16 protein-coding genes are annotated in these 21,254 nt (G+C 62.4%); 5 read left to right on the top strand and 11 right to left on the bottom strand.

The window, feature by feature from the left end:
* Nucleotides 1–1,519: 1,519 nt before the first annotated feature.
* From CCR95_RS08195 to CCR95_RS08210, 4 genes are all read right to left on the bottom strand, one after another.
* A complete protein-coding gene (locus tag CCR95_RS08195; protein ID WP_201093425.1) occupies nucleotides 1,520–1,912 on the bottom strand; it encodes a hypothetical protein in 393 nt (130 codons plus the stop codon).
* Nucleotides 1,913–2,689: 777 nt separating this feature from the next.
* Nucleotides 2,690–4,078: an alginate export family protein gene (locus CCR95_RS08200; protein ID WP_201093426.1), complete on the bottom strand. Its 1,389-nt coding sequence runs from the start codon at nucleotides 4,076–4,078 to the stop codon at nucleotides 2,690–2,692.
* Nucleotides 4,068–4,238 (bottom strand): symporter small accessory protein, encoded by a 171-nt coding sequence (locus CCR95_RS08205; RefSeq protein WP_201093428.1) that lies wholly within the window; start codon nucleotides 4,236–4,238, stop codon nucleotides 4,068–4,070. The genes CCR95_RS08200 and CCR95_RS08205 overlap by 11 nt, the downstream gene beginning before the upstream one ends.
* Nucleotides 4,239–4,258: 20 nt before the next feature.
* Entirely contained in the window at nucleotides 4,259–6,097 is a 1,839-nt protein-coding gene (locus CCR95_RS08210) for a sodium:solute symporter family protein (protein WP_201093430.1), read from the bottom strand.
* Between the two features lie 141 nt (nucleotides 6,098–6,238).
* Here CCR95_RS08210 and CCR95_RS08215 point away from each other — a divergent pair, with 141 nt between their 5' ends.
* Together CCR95_RS08215 and CCR95_RS08220 are read left to right on the top strand one after the other, a co-directional pair.
* A complete protein-coding gene (locus tag CCR95_RS08215) occupies nucleotides 6,239–6,592 on the top strand; it encodes an acyl-CoA thioesterase (protein WP_201093432.1) in 354 nt (117 codons plus the stop codon).
* A gap of 57 nt (nucleotides 6,593–6,649) precedes the next feature.
* Entirely contained in the window at nucleotides 6,650–6,994 is a 345-nt protein-coding gene (locus tag CCR95_RS08220; protein ID WP_201093434.1) for a hypothetical protein, read from the top strand.
* 87 nt (nucleotides 6,995–7,081) lie between these two features.
* On the opposite strand, the gene CCR95_RS08225 is transcribed toward CCR95_RS08220, so the two are convergent.
* Both CCR95_RS08225 and CCR95_RS08230 read right to left on the bottom strand, forming a co-directional pair.
* The gene (locus tag CCR95_RS08225) at nucleotides 7,082–7,516 is read right to left on the bottom strand and encodes an acyl-CoA thioesterase (RefSeq protein WP_201093436.1); all 435 of its coding nucleotides are present in this window, start codon (nucleotides 7,514–7,516) and stop codon (nucleotides 7,082–7,084) included.
* Nucleotides 7,517–7,600: 84 nt separating this feature from the next.
* Nucleotides 7,601–8,197 carry a hypothetical protein gene (locus tag CCR95_RS08230; protein WP_201093438.1) on the bottom strand — a complete coding sequence of 199 codons (597 nt, stop codon included), beginning with the start codon at nucleotides 8,195–8,197 and terminating at the stop codon, nucleotides 7,601–7,603.
* Between the two features lie 246 nt (nucleotides 8,198–8,443).
* Here CCR95_RS08230 and CCR95_RS08235 point away from each other — a divergent pair, with 246 nt between their 5' ends.
* Nucleotides 8,444–13,981 (top strand): alpha-2-macroglobulin family protein, encoded by a 5,538-nt coding sequence (locus CCR95_RS08235; protein WP_201093440.1) that lies wholly within the window; start codon nucleotides 8,444–8,446, stop codon nucleotides 13,979–13,981.
* Between the two features lie 163 nt (nucleotides 13,982–14,144).
* Here CCR95_RS08235 and CCR95_RS08240 read toward each other — a convergent pair whose 3' ends face one another.
* From CCR95_RS08240 to CCR95_RS08255, 4 genes are all read right to left on the bottom strand, one after another.
* On the bottom strand, nucleotides 14,145–14,822 hold the full coding sequence (locus CCR95_RS08240; RefSeq protein ID WP_201093442.1) for a TIGR04211 family SH3 domain-containing protein: 678 nt from the start codon (nucleotides 14,820–14,822) through the stop codon (nucleotides 14,145–14,147).
* Between the two features lie 116 nt (nucleotides 14,823–14,938).
* The gene (gene argF / locus CCR95_RS08245; RefSeq protein ID WP_201093445.1) at nucleotides 14,939–15,865 is read right to left on the bottom strand and encodes an ornithine carbamoyltransferase; all 927 of its coding nucleotides are present in this window, start codon (nucleotides 15,863–15,865) and stop codon (nucleotides 14,939–14,941) included.
* Between the two features lie 29 nt (nucleotides 15,866–15,894).
* Complete coding sequence (locus CCR95_RS08250; protein WP_201093556.1) at nucleotides 15,895–17,073, bottom strand: aspartate aminotransferase family protein; 1,179 nt, start codon at nucleotides 17,071–17,073, stop codon at nucleotides 15,895–15,897.
* Between the two features lie 149 nt (nucleotides 17,074–17,222).
* Nucleotides 17,223–17,804 (bottom strand): superoxide dismutase, encoded by a 582-nt coding sequence (locus CCR95_RS08255; protein WP_201093446.1) that lies wholly within the window; start codon nucleotides 17,802–17,804, stop codon nucleotides 17,223–17,225.
* 291 nt (nucleotides 17,805–18,095) lie between these two features.
* Between CCR95_RS08255 and CCR95_RS08260 the strand changes: the two genes are divergently transcribed.
* Together CCR95_RS08260 and grxD are read left to right on the top strand one after the other, a co-directional pair.
* A complete protein-coding gene (locus tag CCR95_RS08260) occupies nucleotides 18,096–19,871 on the top strand; it encodes an N-acetylglutaminylglutamine amidotransferase (RefSeq protein WP_201093448.1) in 1,776 nt (591 codons plus the stop codon).
* A gap of 59 nt (nucleotides 19,872–19,930) precedes the next feature.
* Entirely contained in the window at nucleotides 19,931–20,266 is a 336-nt protein-coding gene (gene grxD / locus CCR95_RS08265) for a Grx4 family monothiol glutaredoxin (RefSeq protein ID WP_201093450.1), read from the top strand.
* 226 nt (nucleotides 20,267–20,492) lie between these two features.
* Here grxD and rnt read toward each other — a convergent pair whose 3' ends face one another.
* Nucleotides 20,493–21,170, bottom strand: coding sequence for a ribonuclease T (gene rnt, locus CCR95_RS08270; protein WP_201093452.1), 678 nt, complete (start codon nucleotides 21,168–21,170; stop codon nucleotides 20,493–20,495).
* Between the last annotated feature and the right edge of the window lie 84 nt (nucleotides 21,171–21,254).

The raw sequence follows: 21,254 nt of genomic DNA on the forward strand, positions 1-21,254 counted from the left end.
GGTAGAGTAGAGAGCAGGCATCCCGTGTCCGTAGATCCGGCCTATCTGTTGCCGCCCCTTTCGTTTGGCGGTGCCTCACGAGCCGAATCGTAGTCACAGGATACCAGCCCTCCCTCATCAAACCGTGCGTACAGTTCTCCCGTACACGGCTTTCCGATGTGCTTCACGCCGAGGCATGCGCCGAGATCCTTCGGCTTGGCCTTGGAGCAGAGCGCCCTCTGCAACGTCCTGATCATCTTCGGAGTGGCTAGCGACATGGTCACAATCTCCCGATCCTCCGCGCGTTGGTTGCATGCACAAAGTAGGGCTCCTTTCCTCGGGCCGGGTTCTGTTGTCCCAAGCCCTCAAACGGTACGATGAGCCCCTCCGACTCCCGTGATGACCCACGTCGATTTCGGACTGGCCTTATACGACGTGGTTGGCGGCTCTGGGCCGCCGCCATCACGGGTCTCCCGCACTGGGACTGATTGACTTCCACCACATGCCACCCTTGCTACCCCGGAAGAACCGGCGGGACGCTCTCGTTGTCTGTTCCCACCGACGGCGACCTTCCCCTTCTGACCACAGGGTCGGCTTCTTCGACTAAGTGACGAGGCTACATCTCAGTTCGCTTGCGCTGCGGCCTGCGGTTTTGCACCCTCGGAACTCACGACCCTTGGTTACCCAAACGCCGCTCCGGGGCACTACAATGGTGTACGAGCAACTCCATCGGCTGGACTTTAACCAGCAAGTTAATCAGCCTGTTACGGCATACGGTCAGGTTTTACATTCAAACATTAGACCTGTGCCAAAATAAGCTTTGAAGCCGGTTTTTGCGTTGCAATCTATTGTTTTTCAATGGTTGAGATTAATTTTGGCACAAGTTTATTTTAATCCTCCGGCAAGCCCATCAAACTTTCCGCAGTCGTGCCGAAACGATCAATCAGCTCATCTAACGCTTCAATCCTACCCTGGAACTTCAATGGGTCGCTAGTCCGCACAAATACTCAATCACCCGAGCGCTTGCTGACTGAGTGCGAGATCGCTGTCCATTCTCCGTCGACAGCGAGCGGCCGAACCTTGATGCCTTGCAATTGACTTTAAAGCAAAGCAATCCACATGCCATCGATAAAATCCTTAAAAATCAATGTTCGGCATGAATAAGCAAGCTAGCAACTGTCACATATATTTTACACTTAAATTATCCTTGAATTTCTTTTTCATAAAAATCAATTAGTAAACAACAATTGGGTGTCACATTTTTGAGGCGTTCAGTTTTGTTACACTTTGCCATGCGGCGCGATGTCTGACAATTAGAGCGCCATACGCATGGAAAACAATGACCGATAACGTCGCCTTGAAAGACGAAAAACCGAGCGAGGACGGGTAGAGCACAGCGAAACCCATCGAACCCCGCGCCGACGCCCTCGAAACCGCGCACCGCAAAACGCCCCCGATGTCGCGAGGACGTTTTGGTCAGGCGTTGGCGCGGTGAACGATGGGTTTCACGGCCAAGCGGCGTCCGTGCCAATCATCAGCGTCATCCCATGGCCGTTCTGCCCATCCTACCTCGCGGATCGGACGAGGGGGTGCGTGGAGGCTTCGCCGACGCTGAGGTTGCCACCGGTGCGGGGGTTGCCTGGACAACCGCGACTGTTGACGGCGGCGTTGACGGCGAGGCGGTCGGGAGGAAGGCGCGCCGTTCTTGCCGGATACGCGAGAGCGTTTTGGCAAAGGTGCGGGGGGCGATCGGGATCCCGGCGGCGGCAAGCTCGGCGAGGATGTCGGCAGAGGACGCCCCCGCCTGCTTGGCGGCCTCAATGTCCGGCAAAAGGGTACGCAGCGACATGGCCGCCGAACGGCGCGGCGGATGTTGGGCAAGTGCCTGCAAGCGGGTGCTGGCCTGGGTGAGCGGGTCATTATCGTGGGGCATAGGTCGGGACTCCGTGTCCATCGATAGGAATGATTTGGGAATCGACGGTTTAGGAACGGGATTGATCACGCGATTTTCTCGCCATCGGATGCCGCGGATCACGATCATCCGCGTCATCAGCATGGTGGATGCTGTCGATCAGCCCGAGCAAACGCTTATTATCATTCCAGTGTCGCGCGTTTTCATGGTGTCTTGCCTCTTTATATATAGATTTATGGAACAATCACGAAAATCAAATCTATCCTTCTGCGAAGGCATGCTTATCAAGAATTGCCGCATTCGTCTTAAAACGATCAACCGACTCTGTCGCCAACGATTTGATCATAACTCCAAATATTGAGGAGTCGCCAGTCCGTACAAATACTCAGTCCGCTCAGGTTCGGGCGTGTCATCAATTGTCGTTGCGTGGGATTAGAACGGGGGTGTAGGGGCGAATTCATTCACCACGTTGGTGACGCGGAGGCTTTGATCATCGATCCGGCCAGTGTTTCGGGGGCGGGTATCCCGCCCCGATGTCCCAGATTGCTTGAGGGCGCCAAATGCTTGCAGATGCGTCAATGTTACCGTTGTCGTTGTCGATAATCCGATTACGACAACGACAACGACAACGACAACGACAACGACAACGAGCGATGGCCGAAACGATGATCGACGCCTTGCGCGGATGTGGGGGCGTAGGGTCGAATGAATTCGCCCCTACATCCGCGTTGAGCGCATCGATCCGCGCCAAGGATATCGGTTTTTGTCGCGCCGATCCGATCGCATCGGCGCGGGTCTCTACCAGGTCAGATTCAACTCCGCGCGCACGAAGAACGAATCGTCGCGCCGATTCGCGGCGTAGTAATCCCCTGGGGCGAGGTACTCGGCGACCAGATGCCCGGCGACGTGCTTGCTGAGCTTGGTTTTGATCCAGCCGGTGAAGAGATGTCCGCGAAAATCGTCCTCGCCGCTGATGTTCGCCATCTGCGCGGCGGTGCGGGTGCTCATCTCGTTCGCCCAAAGCGCGTGATAGTCGACCAGCACCTGGGTGGTGGGATGCACCTGCGCGATCCAGCCGACATTCAGGCGGCTCAGGTTGGTGGCTTCGCCGACGCGGCTCTCCAGCGGCCATTGATAGATCATCAGCTCGCTCCACTGCGGCCAGCGGCCCCAAAGCGGGTCGAATGCCTGGTTGCTCCGGCTGTCCGGATCGTCGCCCGATAGATATTCAAAGTCAGCGTGGAGCTGATTCTTCAGCGGGTCGTTGAGGCTGAAGGTCAGACGGCTGTTGAGGCCGAAGGCGCTCAGGTCGCGCCGGTTGCGGGTGCCCCATTCGTAGACGGTCTCGGCGCGGAGCGCGAGCTGTGCGTTGAACTTGGCGTCGGCGCGCGCCCCGGCCGCGTAGATGTCGCCGGTGTCGGAGCCGGAGGGGAAGGGCGCGCCATTGTTGACGCGGAGGTTGGTTGGCGGGCCGGAGGTGATGTTCTCCCGGTCGTGCTTGTAGATGAAATAGCCGTCCAGGATGGTGTCCTTGATCAGCGATTTGTTACGAGCATAGAGGATCGCGCCGGTTTCGTTCTGCTCGGTCTGATCCTCGACCTCGCCGTTCAGCGCTTGCGGGAAGCGCCCGGTGTCGGCGCTCTGGTCGATGTAGATCAGATCCAGCGTGGTGCCGAGCGATTCCAGCTCATAGGTGGCGCGGGCGGCGTCGAAATAGATGGTCCGCGAGCCGTCGATGGGCGAGCCGTCGAGCACCAGCCAGCCGTTGCCCAGGATGATGTCCTGGCGGCCCAGCTTGGCCGAGAGCGGCAGACCGCCGATCTGTTTGTAATCGATGGTGAGCTGATCGAAGAGGACGCCGCCGCTGTACCACTGCTCAAAACCGGGGACAGTGTAGTTCGAGGGGCTGGGATCCTGATAGTGGCGGCCTTCCCACATGAGCCGGGCGCTGGCCGAGAGTTGATCGCTCACGGCATAGGAGCCCCAGAGTCGCGTGCGATAACGCTGGAAGGTGCGGTCGGCGGTGGGGCTGGCGGCGTTCAGGCCCACGTTGTCGACCCAGACCTGGCGCAGACGCAGATCCGCGCCCCAGGTGAAGGGGCCGACCGTTTCCTCGGCCGTGGCGGTCGAGCAGGCGAGCGCGGCGGTCAGCCCCGCGATCAGGAGGGTGTTGCGATTAGATTTCATCGTCTACCTTCTTTTCTTCGAGTGCCCATTGGCGGTCCTCCGGCGTGAGCTCGTCACGCGCGGCGTTGCGGCGGATCAGCCCGTAAATCAGGCTGAGGACGGCCATGGCGATGATGCCGAAATAGGCGGTCAATACGAGTGGATCGTCGATGCCAAGCATGTGTCATGCCCTCTGTCGGGTTAAGGCTTCCGCTCCGGGAAGCATTGACGCAGGTGTTCCGCATCGGGTGGGCGGGTGATCGCGCTGACCAGGATCAGGGTCAGCAGCGCGGCGGGGAGCGCGACGATGATCGGATCCACCGAGGGCCAGTTGGGGTAGTCGGCCAGCAGGCTGGTCTTGCCGCCGGTGATCCATTGCACCAGTCCGATTGCCGATGCCTCCTTGGCTTTGATCAGCAGCAGCCAGAACAGCGAGACGCTCATGCCGACCGTCATCGAGGCCAGCGCACCAGCCTTGGTGACACGCCGGAAAAAGAGTCCGCCGACATAGGCGGGTAGGAAGCTGGCGGCGCAGAGCCCAAAGAAGATGGCCGTGAAGCGGGCGATGATGTAGTCCTGACGAACCGTGTAACTGATGGTGACGGCGATCAGCAGACCTAGCACGATGGCGAGCCGCATGACCAGGATGCTCGGCTCGCGGGCTTGGCCCTTGTCGCCGATGCGTTCGTACAGATCGCGCCCAGCGGCGGTGCCGATGGTATGGAACTGACTGGACATGGTGCTCATGGCCGCCGCCAGCAGGGCCAGGAAGAAGACCACGCCAAACCAGCGCGGCAACGCCGAGGTGATGAAGGTCGGAATGATCTGGTCGGAGTCGCCCTTGACATAGGTGATGGCCGTCGAGCGCCCGCCGACCAGTTCAAAGGTCTCGCCGGATGCAGCTTGCGCCTGCGTCCGCTCGCTGACGATCATGGGCGCGGTGGCGGGCTTGTTGGTCTTCGGGCTGATGATCGTTGTCCAATCGCCGCTGTCGGTCTTTTTCATCAGTTCGACCAGCGCGCGGTCCTTGGCCGGATCGATCTGGGAGACCACCTTGCCGTGCAGGATCGGGCCATGCTGGGCGAACCAGGCATTGGACAGACTGCCGACCAGGAAGGGCGTACCGGTCATCAGCATGATGAAGACCGCGCCGATCGGCACCGCCCGGTCGAGTTCGCGCCGGCTGCGCACGGTCATGAAGCGCACGATCAATTGCGGCTGGGCCAGCACGCCGATGCCGACGCCGAGGATGATCGAGGTGATGACGATCCACCAGAGATCATAGGTCGGCGCGCCCCAGCCGAAGGCGGGCATCGCGGTCCAACCCTGATGACCCATCTGTTGCAGCGGGGCGGGGACTAGATCGGCCATGTCGGTGAGGTATTGATGGGCCTCGGTGATGCCGCCCAGGCTCGAATAGGTGAAGACCAGCAGAAAGATCATGGCGAAGACCATGATGAAGCCTTGGAGTGTGTCGGTGTACATGACCGCCTTCAGTCCGCCGGGGATGACATAGGCGGCGGTGACGACGGCGAAAAGCAGCAGCGCGACCTCGAAATCGATCCCGAACTGGGTCGCCGCGAAGATGCTGCCGCCGGTCATGACCGCCGCCGAGTAGAGCGGCATGAAGAGAAAGATGAGCGCCCCGGCGAAGATCTGGATGCCGCGGCTCTGATAGCGCAGTCCCAGCAGTTCCGGGAAGGTGTGGGCGCCCAGATGGTGCCCGAGCCGGCGCGTGGGCTCGCCCAGGACCGTGAAGGCGATCAGGATGCCGACCCCGATATTGAGAAAGGTCAGCCACAGCAGACTCATGCCGAAGAGTCCGGCGACCCCGCCGAAGCCGACGATGGCGGCGGTCGAGATAAAGGTGGCACCGTAGGAGACCGCCATGATGATGGGATGGGCCGAGCGCCCGCCGACGAGAAAGTCCGCCGCCGAGCGAGTGCCGCGATAGCCGAGCCAGCCGAGGTAGCCGGTGGCGAGCAGGTAGGCGAGAATGACGACGATGTCGATCCAGCCGACCGAGGATGTTCCGGACATTGAGTCCCCCTGTCAGAGTTTTTATGAATTGCGCGGAAGATCGCGGGGGCGAAAATAACCCGGCTGGCGGTGTCGTTATATAGATCCAGCGCAGTTAAACGACGGTTTTATGACCGTCGGTTCATCATGAGGAGTATCCGGATGGAGAGTTACACGGTTGTGCGGCCCGAGCATCTGAACCATTACGGTCATCTGTTCGGGGGCTGTCTGCTAAAATGGGTGGACGAGATCGCCTGGATCGCCGCCAGCCGCGACAATCCCGGCTGCCGGTTCGTGACCGTCGGCATGGATCGGGTGGAGTTCCATCGCGGCGTGCATCAGGGCGCGGTGCTGCGTTTCGAGGCGGGCGAGAGTTGCCGGGGCCGGTCCTCCGTGACCTATGGGATCCAGGTCTTTGCCGACGACATCGAGACCGGAGCGGAGGAGCCGATCTTTTCGACCTGTATCACCTTTGTCCGGCTCGACGAGGCCGGACGTAAGATCCCGATCGACTGAGCGCCGGCCGTGGCCCCTGTCGATCGCCCCGTTCATTCGCCAGCCGAGGGAAAGCGCGTGCGTTCGCTCAAGAAACTGCTATGGATCCTGGGGCTCGGCTTCGCTTGCATCGCTGGAGCCTACCGGGGAGACGATCGAGAGGGGCTCGTGACCGTGCCAATGCAAACCAGACGCTGTCTGGTGGAAGGAACCTTCTCGTGCCAGGAATATGAATATACCTATAGCGTAAAAGGTGTTTCCTGTACCGAGGATTGTCTGGCCTATAGCCGTTTGATGAGCTGCCAACTGACGAATCGCTGCGAATGGGATCCGGCGAGCGGTTGCTTTCGCAAGCATGTTTGCATCGAGCAAAGCACGTTGAACACCTGCGTGCGATGGGAGACCGAGGCGTTCTGCGATTGAGTGGCGCTCCGTGCGAAGGGCCTTTTCGCCGCGGTCAATGCGGGATTTTATAGTCAACTGATCGTCCGCTGCCGTCGCGGGCGAGGTTCATGACAGTTGCGCGTCGTCCGCGAGATATGTGGACAAGGCCAGGCGCAGTGATTCCGATAAGTCCATGACTGGCGCGATGTCGGCGCTGACCTCGACATGGACCGTGCGCGCGGTCGCCGCGACATCTCCAAGACGATCGATGAATCGATAGCCGATGGCGAACGAACGTCGGCGAATCTCCAGCACCGAGACCAGAACCCGCACCGTATCGCCATGACGCAGAGGCCGGCGATAGTCGGCTTCGGCGTGTGTCAGCGGCAGAAGCATCCGGCCATCGCGGATCATCAGGTCCACTGGAAAGCCAATCGTGTCCATGAATGCCTCGAAGGCATCGTGCGCGTGCCGGAAAATATGTCCAAAAAAGAGCAGCCCGGCGGCGTCGGTATCGTGCAGACGGATGGTGAAGGCGTGTTCGTGGAAGTCGGTTGTCATTTGGGCCAGATCCATGCTTCGGGCCGCCGCGCCGTCTCCGTCTGAATGCGAAGGTGGCGGGCGGCCTCAGTGCGGTTGCTGTGCTTATGCCCTGTTGCGCTTAGCCATGATGGAGCCGCGCACACTGATCAGAACCAGGGCGCCGGCGACAAAGGCGATGAGCCCCATCACGATGATCATGGTCAGCGGCTTGGTCTGAGGATCGGCGATGCGGAGCGTTTTGCCGATCGGCTCCAGAATGGAGACATTCGCCGGCGCGGCCAGCAGATAGGTGCAAATGGCCATGAAGGCGCCGAAAAAGAGCGCCTTGAAGTCGATATAGAGACCCGCGAAGATGGCGGTCATACTCAACAGCGTGAGCAGCACGACGGTGTATTTCTGATCGCCCAGCGCCGCGGTGATTCCCTGGGTCTGGAACAGATACAGCACGCCCAGCAACAAGCCCCAATGGATGATCTGCTTGATCAGATACATGAGGTGCGAACGATTGGCCGCATAGGTCTGGCCCCAGCCGGAGAGGAGCGAGATGACCGCGGCGACGGCGACAAGAACCTCCCAATAGTGAATCGTGCCGCCAAGATCCTCGCGGGTCAGGGCGAAGAGGACAATGGCGGAGACGTAGAGAATGACTGACGGCAGCAGCGCGATCATCAGAGAACCTTGCTTCTTCGTTTGAGACATGACGAAACCTCCTGATTGGGTATCTTTTGGGTGAATAGCCGAAAGCCCGAGCGCGGCGCGAACGAGACCGTCGGTATTGTCAAGCATATTGATATTAACCCTTAGCGAAAATGCGTGTTAAGGAAAATGCGCGGTTTTTTCCATCTGCCTGACAATCTCTGGCGGTTGCTTGATTTGCCCGGTTTACCGATGATCGGGCAGGCACTAGAGTTGTGGCATCAGGTTTAGCATTCGGAGGGGGTTTTCATGTTTGCCTTCAGGTCCATCCCGCGCGTCCTGCTCCTCGCGCGTTTGCCCGATGTCTTGGTACTGGGGTTTGTCGCACTGGCGTTCAGTGGTGCCGCCGCCCCGATACAGGCCGCGCCGCGCGCACTGACGGTTCTGCCCGGAATGGACGTGTTCGGTCACGACTATGCGACCCTGAAAGACGTCAGCCTGGAGGCGTGCAAATCGGCCTGTCTGGAGGATGCCCGCTGCCAGGCATTCACGTTCAACGTCAAGGCCGGCTGGTGCTTTCTGAAGGAGGACGGCCGTGATCGCCGCCCCTTCGACGGGGCGATCTCCGGTTTGATCGTCGAGGGCGCGACGCCCGCGCCCGATCTCAAGGCGCTGCGTCTGGCGGAACTGCGCTTTCTGCCCCCGCGCGCGTTGAGCGAGGCCAGGGCGCTTGAGGAGCGGATCGCCCGGATGGATCTTCCGGTCGGGCGTCGCGATGCGCTTGTCGCCGAGGCGCGGGTGGCCGCGAACGCCGGCAAGCACCAGCACGCCGCCGATCTCCAGGCCGCAGCACTGCGTCTGGATGCCGACGATCGGGGGCTCTGGATGGGCCTCGCCGCCTCCGCCCTCGCGGCCCAGCCGTCGGACTGGGAGACCCAGCAGCGTTTCAAACAGGATGCGACCGCCGCCGCCATCAATGCCTATCTGCGTTCCGAGGATGCGCAACGTCGCGCGGACGCGCTCGCCCTGCTTGGTCGCGCCTTCGCGCAGCGTCAGGACTGGCGGCCCGCCATTCGTGCCGCCCGTGCCGCCCTCGCGCTGTCCGAGTCCGCCGAGACGCGCGCCGCACTGGACCAATGGATCGCCGAGCATGGTTTTCGAGTGACCGGACATGAAGTCGACTCCGACGCGGCCAGTCCGCGGATCTGTCTCCAGTTCAGCGATCCATTGCCCCGCGACCGCGGCAATCTGACCGATTTCGTGCGGGTCGCCGACCGGACCGATCTGCCGGTGGAGGCGGAGGCGCAACAGGTCTGTATCGACGGCGTGCGGCATGGCGAGCGGTATCGCGTGCAGGTGCGCGCCGGACTGCCCGCTGCCGACGGCGAGGCGCTGGTCAAGGGATCCGATCTGGAGATCTATGTGCGTGATCGTGCGCCGATGGCCCGTTTCCTGGGGCGTGCCTATGTGCTGCCCAAGGGCGGCGAGGCGGCGATTCCGGTGGTCTCGGTCAACACGGATCGGATCGAGGCGGCGGTCTACCGGGTCGGCGACCGCGCGCTGACCCAAGCCATGGAGAACGGCACCTTCCGTGCGCAGCTTGATCGATGGGCCGCCAACCGGATCGTCGATCAGACCGGCGAGGCGGTCTGGACGGGGACGGTCGAGGTCAGGCCCGAGTTGAATCGGGAGGTGACCACGGCGGTGCCGGTCGGCGCGCTGATCGCCGACATCGAGCCGGGCGCCTATGCCATGACCGCTCGGCCCCGGAATGCGACCGACCGTTCGGAGAACCTCGCGACGCAGTGGTTCGTCGTCACCGATCTGGGTCTGGCGACCTTCGCCGGCAACGATGGACTGCATGCGTTGGTGCGTTCGCTCTCGACCGCCCGGCCAGCGGGCAAGGTCGGGGTGCGTCTGGTGGCGGTCAATAACGACATCCTCGGACAGGCGACCACGGATGCCGAGGGACATGCCCGCTTCGAGCCGGGTTTGTTGCGCGGCACGGGCGGCAATGCCCCGGCATTGCTGGTCGCGGAAGGACCGGACGGCGACTATGCCTTTCTCGATCTGACCCAGACCCCCTTCGATCTCAGTGATCGGGGCGTCGCTGGGCGTCCGCCGCCCAAGCCGCTGGATGTCTATCTGGTCAGCGAGCGCGGCGCCTATCGGCCCGGCGAGACCGTCCATCTAACCGCCCTGGTCCGCGATGCGCGGGCGAACGCAGTCCCGAATCTTCCTCTCACGCTGATCGTCAAGCGCCCGGACGGGGTGGAGTTTCTGCGCGAGCTGACCAAGGATCAGGGCGCGGGCGGCCATCAGTCCACCGTCACTCTGAGCCGCTCGGCCATGCGCGGCACCTGGCGCGCGCAGGTCTACACCGATCCCAAGGGCGAGCCGCTGGCCGATCTGGCCTTTCTGGTCGAGGACTTCGAGCCGGAGCGTCTGACCTTCGATCTGGCGAGTCAGGCCGCGGCCATCGATCCGGAGGCCCCGCCGGACATCGCCCTGGATGCCCGTTTTCTCTATGGCGCGCCCGCCGCCGGATTGGCGGTCGAGGGCGAGATCCGGTTGACGCCGGCCGATACCCTGCCCGGTTTCCCCGGTTATCGCTTCGGTCTGGAGAGCGAGGCGTTCGCGCCGGTCGGCGGTCCGCTGACCGCTACTCAGACCGATGGGCAGGGCAAGGCCGCGATTGCGCTGACCGTCCCGGAGATCACGCCGACCAGCAAGCCGTTGGAGGCGAGCGTACAGGTGCGGGTGGTGGACGACAATGGGCGTCCGGTCGAGCGTTCGCTGAGCCTCCCGGTGGCCTCGAAGCAGGTCCGCATCGGAATCAAACCGCTGTTCGACGGCTCGGTGGAGGAGGGCGGCAATGCCCGTTTCGAGGTGATCGCGCTCGGCGCGGATGGCCAACGAACCGCGCTCGCCGGGCTGCGCTGGACACTCTCGCGCCTGACGACTAGTTTCCAGTGGTACGAGTCCGACGGCACCTGGGACTATGAACCCATCACCTCCAGCCAGCGCGTCGCCGACGGGACGCTTGATGCGGGTCTGGACGAAGTCGGGCGGATCGAGTCGCCGGTCGACTGGGGCGCCTATCGGCTGGCGCTGGAAGCGCCGGAGGGTGCTGTCCTGCCGGTCGATCTGGAATTCGAGGCCGGCTGGTATGTCAAGCCTGGCGCCCAGGATACCCCGGATCTGCTCAAGGTCTCGCTGGATAAAGAAAAGTACCGGGTCGGCGAGAAGGTCAAGGCGCGGATCGAGCCGCGTTTCCCCGGTCTGGCGCTGGTGATGGTGGTCGATGACCGCGTCATCGCCATGAAAGCGGTCGAGGTGTCCGAGTCGGGCGCGACGGTCGAGCTGCCCGTCACGGCGGACTGGGGGCCGGGCGCCTATGTCACGGCCGTACTCTACCGGCCCATGGATCTGGCCGCCAAACGGATGCCGGCGCGGGCCATCGGTCTGACCTGGGCGGGTGTCGATCCAGGCCAGCGCGCACTCGATCTCAAGCTCGATCTGCCGCCGGCACTGACCGGCACCGTCAGCCCGCGCCAGACCATCGAGATTCCGGTCGCAGTCGGCAATCTGGTGGCGGGCCAGGCGGCCTATGTGACGGTTGCGGCGGTCGATGCCGGGATCCTCAATCTCACTCGCTATCAGCCGCCAGCGCCGGAGGATTGGTATTTCGCCCAGCGCCGGCTCGGGATGGAGATCCGCGATTTCTATGGCCAACTCATCGACCGCATGCAGGGCGTGCCGGGGAGCGTACGCTCGGGCGGCGACGGCGCGCTGCTGAAGCTGGAGGGGCCGCCGCCGTCCGAGGAACTGGTGGCCTATCATTCCGGGATCGTCAAGCTCGACGACCAGGGACGGGCGAGCGTCTCTTTCGCCATCCCGGATTTTAATGGCACCCTGCGCGTCATGGCCATGACCTGGTCCGCGGACGGGGTCGGGCATGCGGTGACGGATCTGCTGGTGCGCGATCCGGTGGTCGTGTCCGCCGCGCTGCCGCGTTTTCTGGCGCCGGGGGATCGCTCGCGTCTGCTGGTCAATCTTGCGCATGTCGAGGGTCCGGCCGGGGCGGTCGAGCTGAGCGTCGCGACCGCTGGCGGTCATACGCTGATTCCGGCCGAGTCCGCCGCGCACGAGTTGACTCTGACCGAGGGCGGACGCAGTCAGGTGATGGTCCCGCTCAAGGCCGTCGGCGTTGGCGACGACGCACTGACCATCGCACTGCGAACCCCGGATGGCCGCGATTTGCTGAAAACGCTGACCCTGCCGGTGCGTTCCAACGCACCACCTACCTCTCTCACCCAGGCGACGGAACTACCGCCCGGCGGCGAACTGCGTCTGGACGTGGACCTGCTGTCCGACCGGCTGCCGGGCACGGGCTCGCTGCTGGTTTCCATCGGCGGCGCCGGCCGGCTGGATGTCGCGGGTCTGCTGATGGCGCTGGACCGCTATCCCTACGGCTGCACCGAGCAGCTCACGAGCCGTGCGCTACCGCTGCTCTATCTGGACGAGGTCGCCGGCGCGGTCGGTCTGACGGGCGACGACCCGGCGGCTTCGCCCAAGGTCAAGGAACGGATCCAGTCGGCCATCGCCGAGATTCTGACCAATCAGGGCAGCAACGGCAGTTTCGGGCTGTGGGGGAGCGGGGGCGGCGATGACGGCTGGCTCGATGCCTATGTCACCGACTTCCTGACCCGCGCCCGCGAGCAGGGTTACTCGGTGCCGGATGCCGCCTTCGACATGGCGCTCGACAATCTGCGCAATCGTCTCGCCTATGCCCCGGATTTCAGCCAGGGCGGCGAGGAAATCGCCTATGCGCTCTATGTGCTGGCCCGCAATGGCCGCGCCGCGATCGGCGATCTGCGGTATTACGCCGACACCAAGCTCGACGCCTTCGCCACGCCCATGGCCAAGGCCCAGTTAGGCGCAGGGCTTGCGCTCTACGGCGACCGTCCGCGCGCCGGGACGGTCTTCCGCAACGCCCTGGGGATGCTCTCGACGGACGGGGACGCGGGTGGCTGGCGGGCCGATTTCGGTTCGGATCTGCGCGATGGCGCGGCCCTGCTGACCCTGGCCGTCGAAACGGAAACCGCCGCAGTGGATGCGCGCGCGCTGGCCCGGCGTTTCCAGGATCAGTGGTCCGCCGCTGACCATGCCAGCACCCAGGACAGCGCCTGGCTCCTGCTCGCCGCGCATGCCTTGACGTCGGGCGCGGATCAGCCGGAGTTGACGCTCGGCGGCGAACCCGTGAAGGGCGCGCTCTACCGTCGCTGGGACGCGGCGGACCTCGCGGCCCAGCCGCCGATCGTCGGAAATCGCGGCAGCGCGCCGCTGGAGGCCCTGGTCACGGTCACCGGCGTTCCGCTGACTCCAGAAGCGGCGGGCGGCAATGGCTATCGGATCGAACGCGCCTATTACGATTTGGAGGGGCGGCGGATCCAGCCCTCCGGGATCGTCCAGGGCGGACGCCTGATCGCCGTGATTACGGTGACGGCCGATACGCCGCGCCAAGCGCGCCTGATCGTCAACGATCCGCTTCCAGCCGGTTTCGAGATCGATAACCCGAACCTTATCAAGGCCGGCGACATCGCCGACATCCCCTGGCTGGGTCTGGAGGAAGAAGCGGCGCACACCGCATTCAGGGCCGACCGTTTCATCGCCGCCATCGATCGGAAGCCTGACGCGCGGCCCCAGTTCCAGCTTGCCTACCGTCTACGCGCCGTCTCGCCCGGCATCTTCGCCCATCCGGCGGCGACGGTGGAGGATATGTACCGTCCGCGTCAACGGGCCTGGACGGAGACTGGGACGGTGGAAGTGCGCGGGGTGGAGTAGGGGGAAAGTTGGCAGTTGTCAGGTATCAGTTGTCAGGTATTTCTCGTTTTTTGAGTTGATTCCTGGAACTTTACAAGTTCTGGTCTTCCAATAACTGCCAACTGCCAACTGCCAACTGCCAACTGCCAACTGCCAACTGCCAACTGCCAACTGCCAACTGAACTCAAAAACTTCCCCACGAACTCTTGCGTCGGCGGAATTTCAGATGCGGGAGCAGCAAGCCGAGCAGAACCCCACCAAATAGCACGGCCGCGCCGAGCATGAACCATTGCTGTTTGGTCTGATTCCTGGCTTCCGTTTGTTCTTGCATCAGTTCCTCGCGTTCGCGGGTGAGTTCGCTGGCTTGAATTCTGAGCCGATCCCGCTCGTTGGTGATTTCAAGCACATTCGCCGAGGCATGACGAATGGTGGCGAGTTCCTGCTCCAGCTCCTGCTTGGTCTGCTTGAGCGCCTGGGCATCCTCGATGAGGATTGCATGTTCGGATTGGAGCTTGGAAAGTTTCGCGGCGAGCACGTCCGGCGCCTGCTTCAGTTCGGCGAGTTGAGTTTGCAGATCGGCAATTTGCGCACGCGCGGAAGGCTCTTTCTGAAGCTGACTGATGAGCACATAGCCGAGTTTTCCGTCCTCGGTACGGACGCGCGCGTATTCCGTGGTTTGATTGACGCTCAGCACGTCGAGCGGCGTTCCGCTCTCCAGCATGCGGATGATCTTGTAGCGCGTGCTTTCGCCCGCGCGCATGGTGATCTGAAGCTGATCCGTCACATACTGGGTTTCCGCCCGAGCCGGGGCGGCGCCCAGCGCGCCGACAAGAATGAGCATGAAGAGCGGAAAGCGTCCCATGAGGTATCCTCCGAGGCGTAGCGGTTGGCCTATACCCGACATGGGGAGAGAGGCTGAAGTCGTTGATCGTGCGTTATTCAAATGCAGTCCCTCGAAGGGACGAACCCAGCTCTTTATCACGCGGCGACCGTCAGCAGGAACTCCAGTAAAGCCTTCTGGGCGTGAAGGCGGTTTTCCGCCTCGTCCCAGACCACGGATTGAGGACCGTCGATGACCGAAGCCGCGACTTCCTCTCCTCGGTGGGCGGGGAGACAGTGCATGAAAAGCACATCCCTGGTCGCGCGCGCCATGACAGCATCGGTGACCTGAAAGGGGGCGAACAGGGTTTGTCGGCGTGCCTGCTCGTCTTCCTGGCCCATGCTGGCCCAGACATCGGTCGCGACCAGATGGGCGCCGTCGGCGGCTTCCTTGGGGTCGCGGACGAGGGTGCAGCGACTGCTGGCGGCAGCGAGCAATGCCGCGTCCGGCTCGAAGCCTTCGGGGCAGGCGATGCGCAGTTCGAAGTCGAACAGCCGCGCGGCTTCCAGGAAGGAATTGCACATATTGTTGCCATCGCCGATCCAGGCGACCCGCCGACCGCGGATGTCGCCGCGGAACTCCTGATAGGTCTGCATATCCGCCAGCAGTTGACAGGGATGGAGACGGTCGGTCAGGCCATTGATCACGGGCACGTTGGAATAGGCCGCAAAGCGTTCCAGCATCTCCTGCGAAAAGGTGCGGATCATGACGGCGTCGACCATTCGCGAGAGCACGCGGGCGCTGTCCTCGATGGGTTCGCCCCGGCCGAGTTGAGTGTCGCGGGGCGACAGGAAGAGCGCATGCCCACCGAGCTGAACCATGCCGGTCTCGAAGGAGACGCGGGTTCGGGTCGACGATTTTTCAAAGATCATCGCGAGCGTACGTCGCGGGAAGGGCTGGTAGTCCTGGCCCGCTTTCAGCATCCGCTTGAGTTCGATGGCGCGGGCGATCAAGGCGCGGGCCTCGACATCGCTCAGGTCGAGCAGGCTCAGAAAGTGCCGGCAAGGGGTTTGATGGGCATCCATGGAATCGCATTTCTCCGACGAAGTCGTTTTCAGGCGTTGCCCAGAAACCCTTCGATCAGGTGGGTCAGTTCGCGCACGAGCTGCTCGGCCTCGGGCTGCTCCAGGATCAAGGGGGGCAGCAATCGGATGACGCGCTCGGCGGTGACGTTAATGAGAAGGCTGGCGGCGAGCGCCAGGGGCACCAGTTCGGCGCAGGGGCGATCCAGCTCGATGCCGATCATCAGGCCGCGCCCCCGAATCTCGGAGACGCCGTTGACATGCCCCAGCGATTCGCGAAAGGCATTGAGCAGATAGGCTCCCTGACGGGCAGCGTTCTCGACGAGGTTGGCCGCGTCGATGGTCTCCAGCACGGCGCGCCCGACCCGGCAGGCGAGCGGATTGCCGCCGAAGGTCGAGCCATGCGAGCCGGGGGTCAGAACCTCGGCCGCCGCGCCGCGCGCGAGACAGGCGCCGATCGGGACGCCGTTGCCGAGTCCTTTGGCGAGCGTGATGACATCCGGGATGGCGGCGACGTGCTCATGGGCGAAAAACCGCCCGGTCCGCCCCATGCCGGTCTGGATCTCGTCGAAAATCAGGAGCCAGCCCTCGCGATCGCAAATGGTGCGCAGACGTGGCAGATAATCGTCGGCGGGGAGACGGATGCCGCCCTCGCCCTGGATGGGTTCGACCAGGATCGCGACGATGTTCGGACGGTTTTCGGCGGCGGTCTCGACGGCGTCGAGATCGTTGTAGGGGACGCGCACGAAGCCCTGTACCAGTGGCTCGAAACCGGCCTGCACCTTGCGATTGCCGGTGGCCGAGAGGGTCGCCAGGGTGCGTCCGTGAAAACTCCCCTCGGTGACCAGGATCGCCGGGCTTTCCACGCCGCGCCGGTGCGCGTGCAGTCGCGCGAGCTTGATCGCGGCTTCGTTGGCCTCGGCCCCGGAATTCGCGAAAAATACCCGGTCCATGCCGGCCCGTTCGGTCAGCATGGCCCCAAGACGTTCCTGCTCGGCGATGCCGTAGAGATTGGAGGTGTGGATCAGTTGGCCGGCCTGCTCGCAGAGTGCGTCGCGCACGGCGGGATGGGCGTGCCCGAGTCCGCACACGGCGATTCCCGAGAGTGCGTCCAGATAACGTTTGCCATCGGTATCCCAGAGCCAGACGCCGTCACCCCGCGCGAAGGTGACAGGCAGGCGCTTGTAGGTGGCCATCAAGGGTTCGCTCATGGCGTCGGGGCCCGGAGTCATCGATCGATCAATAAAACAAAAAAGGCGGTTCCTCCGCGAGGGAAACCGCCTTTGTCGTGAAGGCGAAGCAGTGGAATATAACGTGAAAGTCGCGCTCGATACAAGAATTCAGCGCGTCATCCGCCCGCTCAGCCAGCGTAATTGGCCGCGACGAACGACCAATTGATTTTATCCCAAATGCTTTCAAGGTATTTTGGGCGAGCGTTACGATAGTCGATGTAATAGGCATGTTCCCAGACATCGACGGTCAGCAGGGCGGTTTTGCCCGAGGTCATGGGAGTTCCGGCGTTGGAGGTATTGAAGATTTCGATGGAACCGTCGGCGTTCTTGACCAACCAGGTCCAGCCCGAGCCAAAGTTGGTCGCGGCGGATTGCGCGAACTGCTTTTTGAATTCGTCGAACGAACCGAACTTGGCGTCGATCGCCTCACCCAGCGCGCCGGTCGGTGCGCCGCCGCCGGTCGGGCTCAGACAGTTCCAGTAAAAGGTGTGGTTCCAGACCTGTGCGGCGTTGTTGAACATGCCGCCGGAGGATTTCAGGATGATGTCGGTGAGGCTCAGGTCCGCGAACTCGGTGCCCGCGATTAGATTATTCAGATTGGTGACATAGGTCTGATGATGCTTGCCGTAGTGATAGTCGATGGTTTCGGCCGAGATGACGGGTTCGAGGGCGTTCTTCTCATAGGGCAATGCGGGTAATTCATGGGCCATGGTGCGATGCTCCAGTCGGGTTTGCGAGGGAAATCGAACTTGTGCGGTGAAACATAGGCCCGCATCCTGACAACTCAAGCCGCGTTAAACCGCGTTCGGCAGGATATTTATGGTTCGTGGATTTTGGGCGGTCTTGCCCGCATCAGGATGCGTCGGTGTCGACGCGGTTTAAGTCTTTTATTTTTTGATGATTTAAATGGCGTCTCGCGGATCGCCGCGAGTGAGTGCGAGGCTGAAACCTCGTACAAACCTGCGGATGAACCCAAGGCGCCGTTGAACGAGGACGATGCGATGTGCGGTATCTGTGGAGAGTTACGCTTCGACGGCATGCCGGCGAGCTTGGCGTCGATTCAGTCGATGATGGCCGAGCTGACCCGGCGCGGTCCGGATCACGGCGGCAGTTACAGCGATGGGGCGTTGGCCTTCGGACACCGACGGCTGTCGATCATCGACCTCTCGGTGCGCTCCAATCAGCCCATGGTGGATGCGGAACTCGGGCTGGCGCTGGTTTTCAACGGGACCATCTATAACTACCGCGCGCTCCGGCGTGAACTTGAGGAACAGGGTTATCGCTTCTTCTCCGAGGGCGACAGCGAGGTCATCCTTAAAGCCTGGCATGCCTGGGGAACCGGCTGCGTCGAGCGATTGCACGGCATGTTCGCCTTCGCGGTCTGGGACGCCAACCAGCGGGTGCTGTTTCTGGCGCGCGATCGCTTCGGAATCAAGCCGCTGTATTGGTCGGAGCAGGGTCGCGCACTGCGATTCGCCTCCAATCCGCAGACATTGCTGGCCGCAGGCGGGGTCGAGACGGCCATCGATCCGGTGGCGCTGCACAACCTTTTCACCCTACATGCCGTGGTGCCGGCGCCGCGCACCATCCTGCAAGGCGTGCGCAAGCTCGCCCCCGGTCACTGGCTGCGCCTGGACGCCAGCGGCGGCCGCACCGAACAGGCCTACTGGCATCTGTCGGCGACCCGCCCCGAGCGTCCGCCGAGCGAGTCCGAATGGCTGGAGTCGATCCACGACGCGCTGCGTCACGCGGTCAAGATCCGCAGCGAGGTGGCAGACGTGCCGGTGGGCGTGCTGCTGTCCGGCGGTCTGGACTCCAGTCTGCTGGTCGCGCTGCTGGCGGAGGCGGGCGTGGCGGACCTGCGGACCTTTTCGGTCGGCTTCGAGGATACGCCGGAGGAAGCGGGCAGCGAGTTCCAGTATTCGGATCTGGTCGTAGAACGGTACGGCACCCGTCATCGCAAGTTCCTGGTGCCGAATGCGCAGGTGCTGCAACGCCTGCCGGAGGCCATCGACGCCATGGCCGAGCCGATGTTCGGACAGGACGCGGTGGCCTTTTATCTGCTCGCCGAGCAGGTCGCGCGCGAGATCAAGGTGGTGCAGTCAGGACAGGGTGCCGATGAGGTCTTCGGCGGGTATTTTTGGTATCCGCGCATGCGCGACGAGACCGGGGGCAGTCGACTGGAGCGTTTCGCCAAGCACTATTTCGACCGTGACCACGCCGAATATCGGCGCCTGGTCACGGATGACTATGCCGGCGCGGACCATACCTCCGCCCTGATCGCGGAGCGCCTGGACGCGCCGGACGCCGACGAGTTCATGGATGCGGTCCTGCGGCTCGATGTCACCACGCTGATCGTCGATGACCCGGTCAAGCGGGTCGACAACATGACCATGGCCTGGGGGCTGGAGGCGCGGGTGCCTTTCCTCGACCATCAACTGGTCGAACTGGCCGCCCGCTGTCCGCCAGAGTTGAAACTGCGCGAGGGCGGCAAGTATCCGCTCAAGGCGCTGGCGCGCGGTCTGCTGCCGGACGCCGTGATCGACCGGCCCAAGGGCTATTTCCCCATGCCGGCGCTCAAATATGTACGAGGACCCTTTCTGGAGCTGATGCGCGATACGCTCACTTCGCGCGCCAGCCGCGAGCGCGGTCTCTACCGTCAAGCCTATCTCGATCAACTGCTGGACGCGCCGGATCTGCACCACACCCGCATCCAGGGCAACAAGCTCTGGCACCTGGCCCTGCTGGAACTCTGGTTGCAGCGGTATCTGGCTTGAAATGCCGGGGCGCGTCCCGATAGTCGTTGATTATTGTCAATTCTTAACGAGGTGAAGCGATGGATGTTTTGGAGCGCATCGGCGATCAGGTGAAGGGAAATCCGGTCGTGATCTACATGAAGGGTACCCCGCAGTTTCCGCAGTGCGGATTCTCCATGCGGGCCGCTGCGGCATTGCAGGAGTGCGGTCTTCCCTTTGCCTATGTCAACGTTTTGCAGGATCCCGAGATTTTCGAGAACCTGCCGCGCTATGCCGATTGGCCGACCTTTCCGCAGATCTATATCGACGGCGAACTGGTTGGCGGGTGCGACATCACCCTTGAATTGCATGCCAACGGGGAACTCAAAACCTTGATGGAGCAGGCGGTCGCCAAGACAGAGGAGGCTGGCGGTTAGTTAACAAGTAATAAAACCAATTTAAACAAACAGTAAAGAATGCAATTGTTGTCGTTGTCGTTGTCGTTGTCGTTGTCGTTGTCGTTGTCGAGGAATCAGTGCAATTCGGCCATGAGCAATCGGACAGCGAAACCATGAGGGGCGGGAGAATTCTGATCGCATGGTTATATCGATTACGACAACGACAACGACAACGACAACGACAACGAAAGAGACAACGACCAGGTCAGCCTTCTTTCGACATCAAGGTCAAGACATCCGGGCTGTTCTCCCAGAAACGCACCGGATCGAGATCGTGCCAGCGGTTGACGATCATGCAGAAGAGGCGCGCGGTCTGTTCGGCGTCATAGATGGCCGAATGCGCCTCGCTGTTCTGCCAGTACAGCCCGGCCGCCCGCGCGGCCTTGGCCAACACCGTCTGACCGAACATCAGCCCGCTCAACGAGACCGTATCGAAGACGCTGAAGGCATGGAAGGGATTGCGCTTGAACCCGGTGCGTTCCACCGCCGCTTTCACGAAACCCAGGTCGAAATGGGCATTGTGCCCCACCAGGATGGCGCGATTGCAGCCGGTCGATTTGACGGCCTTGCGAATCGGCGTGAGGATGCGGGTGAGTGCATCCTGTTCCGAGATGGCGTCGCGGAAGGGGTGGTCCGGATCGATGCGATTGAACGCCAGCGCCCGTGGGTCGATCTCCGAGCCCACGAACGGCAGGACATGACAGGCGATCGGGGCCGATGGCTCTAGCCTTCCGTCCGGTTTCATGCGGATAATGACCGCGGCGATTTCAAGCAGGGCATGACGCTGGGCGTCGAAGCCCGCGGTCTCCACGTCGACGACCACCGGCAGAAAGCCACGAAAGCGCTGCGCGATACCATCAGGAATCTGTTCTTCATCATTCATGGCGACAGCATAAGTGGGTGCGCGGCGAATGCCAAACATTGACTGCGGATAGAGCGACTTTTCGTTCTTGATTGCCGGTTGTTT

Origin of the sequence: Thiocystis minor, from assembly GCF_016653465.1 — a bacterium.
GTDB classification, from domain to species: Bacteria; Pseudomonadota; Gammaproteobacteria; order Chromatiales; family Chromatiaceae; genus Chromatium; species Chromatium minus.

What these genes read in the sequence shown, in the direction of transcription:
- CCR95_RS08200 (WP_201093426.1), bottom strand. Translation starts at nt 4,078, where the DNA reads ATGAAATCTAATCGCAACACCCTCCTGATCGCGGGGCTGACCGCCGCG.
- CCR95_RS08250 (WP_201093556.1), bottom strand. Translation starts at nt 17,073, where the DNA reads ATGAGCGAACCCTTGATGGCCACCTACAAGCGCCTGCCTGTCACCTTC.
- CCR95_RS08195 (WP_201093425.1), bottom strand. Translation starts at nt 1,912, where the DNA reads ATGCCCCACGATAATGACCCGCTCACCCAGGCCAGCACCCGCTTGCAG.
- CCR95_RS08255 (WP_201093446.1), bottom strand. Translation starts at nt 17,804, where the DNA reads ATGGCCCATGAATTACCCGCATTGCCCTATGAGAAGAACGCCCTCGAA.
- CCR95_RS08240 (WP_201093442.1), bottom strand. Translation starts at nt 14,822, where the DNA reads ATGGGACGCTTTCCGCTCTTCATGCTCATTCTTGTCGGCGCGCTGGGC.
- argF (WP_201093445.1), bottom strand. Translation starts at nt 15,865, where the DNA reads ATGGATGCCCATCAAACCCCTTGCCGGCACTTTCTGAGCCTGCTCGAC.
- CCR95_RS08210 (WP_201093430.1), bottom strand. Translation starts at nt 6,097, where the DNA reads ATGTCCGGAACATCCTCGGTCGGCTGGATCGACATCGTCGTCATTCTC.
- CCR95_RS08230 (WP_201093438.1), bottom strand. Translation starts at nt 8,197, where the DNA reads ATGTCTCAAACGAAGAAGCAAGGTTCTCTGATGATCGCGCTGCTGCCG.
- CCR95_RS08215 (WP_201093432.1), top strand. Translation starts at nt 6,239, where the DNA reads ATGGAGAGTTACACGGTTGTGCGGCCCGAGCATCTGAACCATTACGGT.
- CCR95_RS08225 (WP_201093436.1), bottom strand. Translation starts at nt 7,516, where the DNA reads ATGACAACCGACTTCCACGAACACGCCTTCACCATCCGTCTGCACGAT.
- CCR95_RS08235 (WP_201093440.1), top strand. Translation starts at nt 8,444, where the DNA reads ATGTTTGCCTTCAGGTCCATCCCGCGCGTCCTGCTCCTCGCGCGTTTG.
- CCR95_RS08260 (WP_201093448.1), top strand. Translation starts at nt 18,096, where the DNA reads ATGTGCGGTATCTGTGGAGAGTTACGCTTCGACGGCATGCCGGCGAGC.
- rnt (WP_201093452.1), bottom strand. Translation starts at nt 21,170, where the DNA reads ATGAATGATGAAGAACAGATTCCTGATGGTATCGCGCAGCGCTTTCGT.
- CCR95_RS08205 (WP_201093428.1), bottom strand. Translation starts at nt 4,238, where the DNA reads ATGCTTGGCATCGACGATCCACTCGTATTGACCGCCTATTTCGGCATC.
- grxD (WP_201093450.1), top strand. Translation starts at nt 19,931, where the DNA reads ATGGATGTTTTGGAGCGCATCGGCGATCAGGTGAAGGGAAATCCGGTC.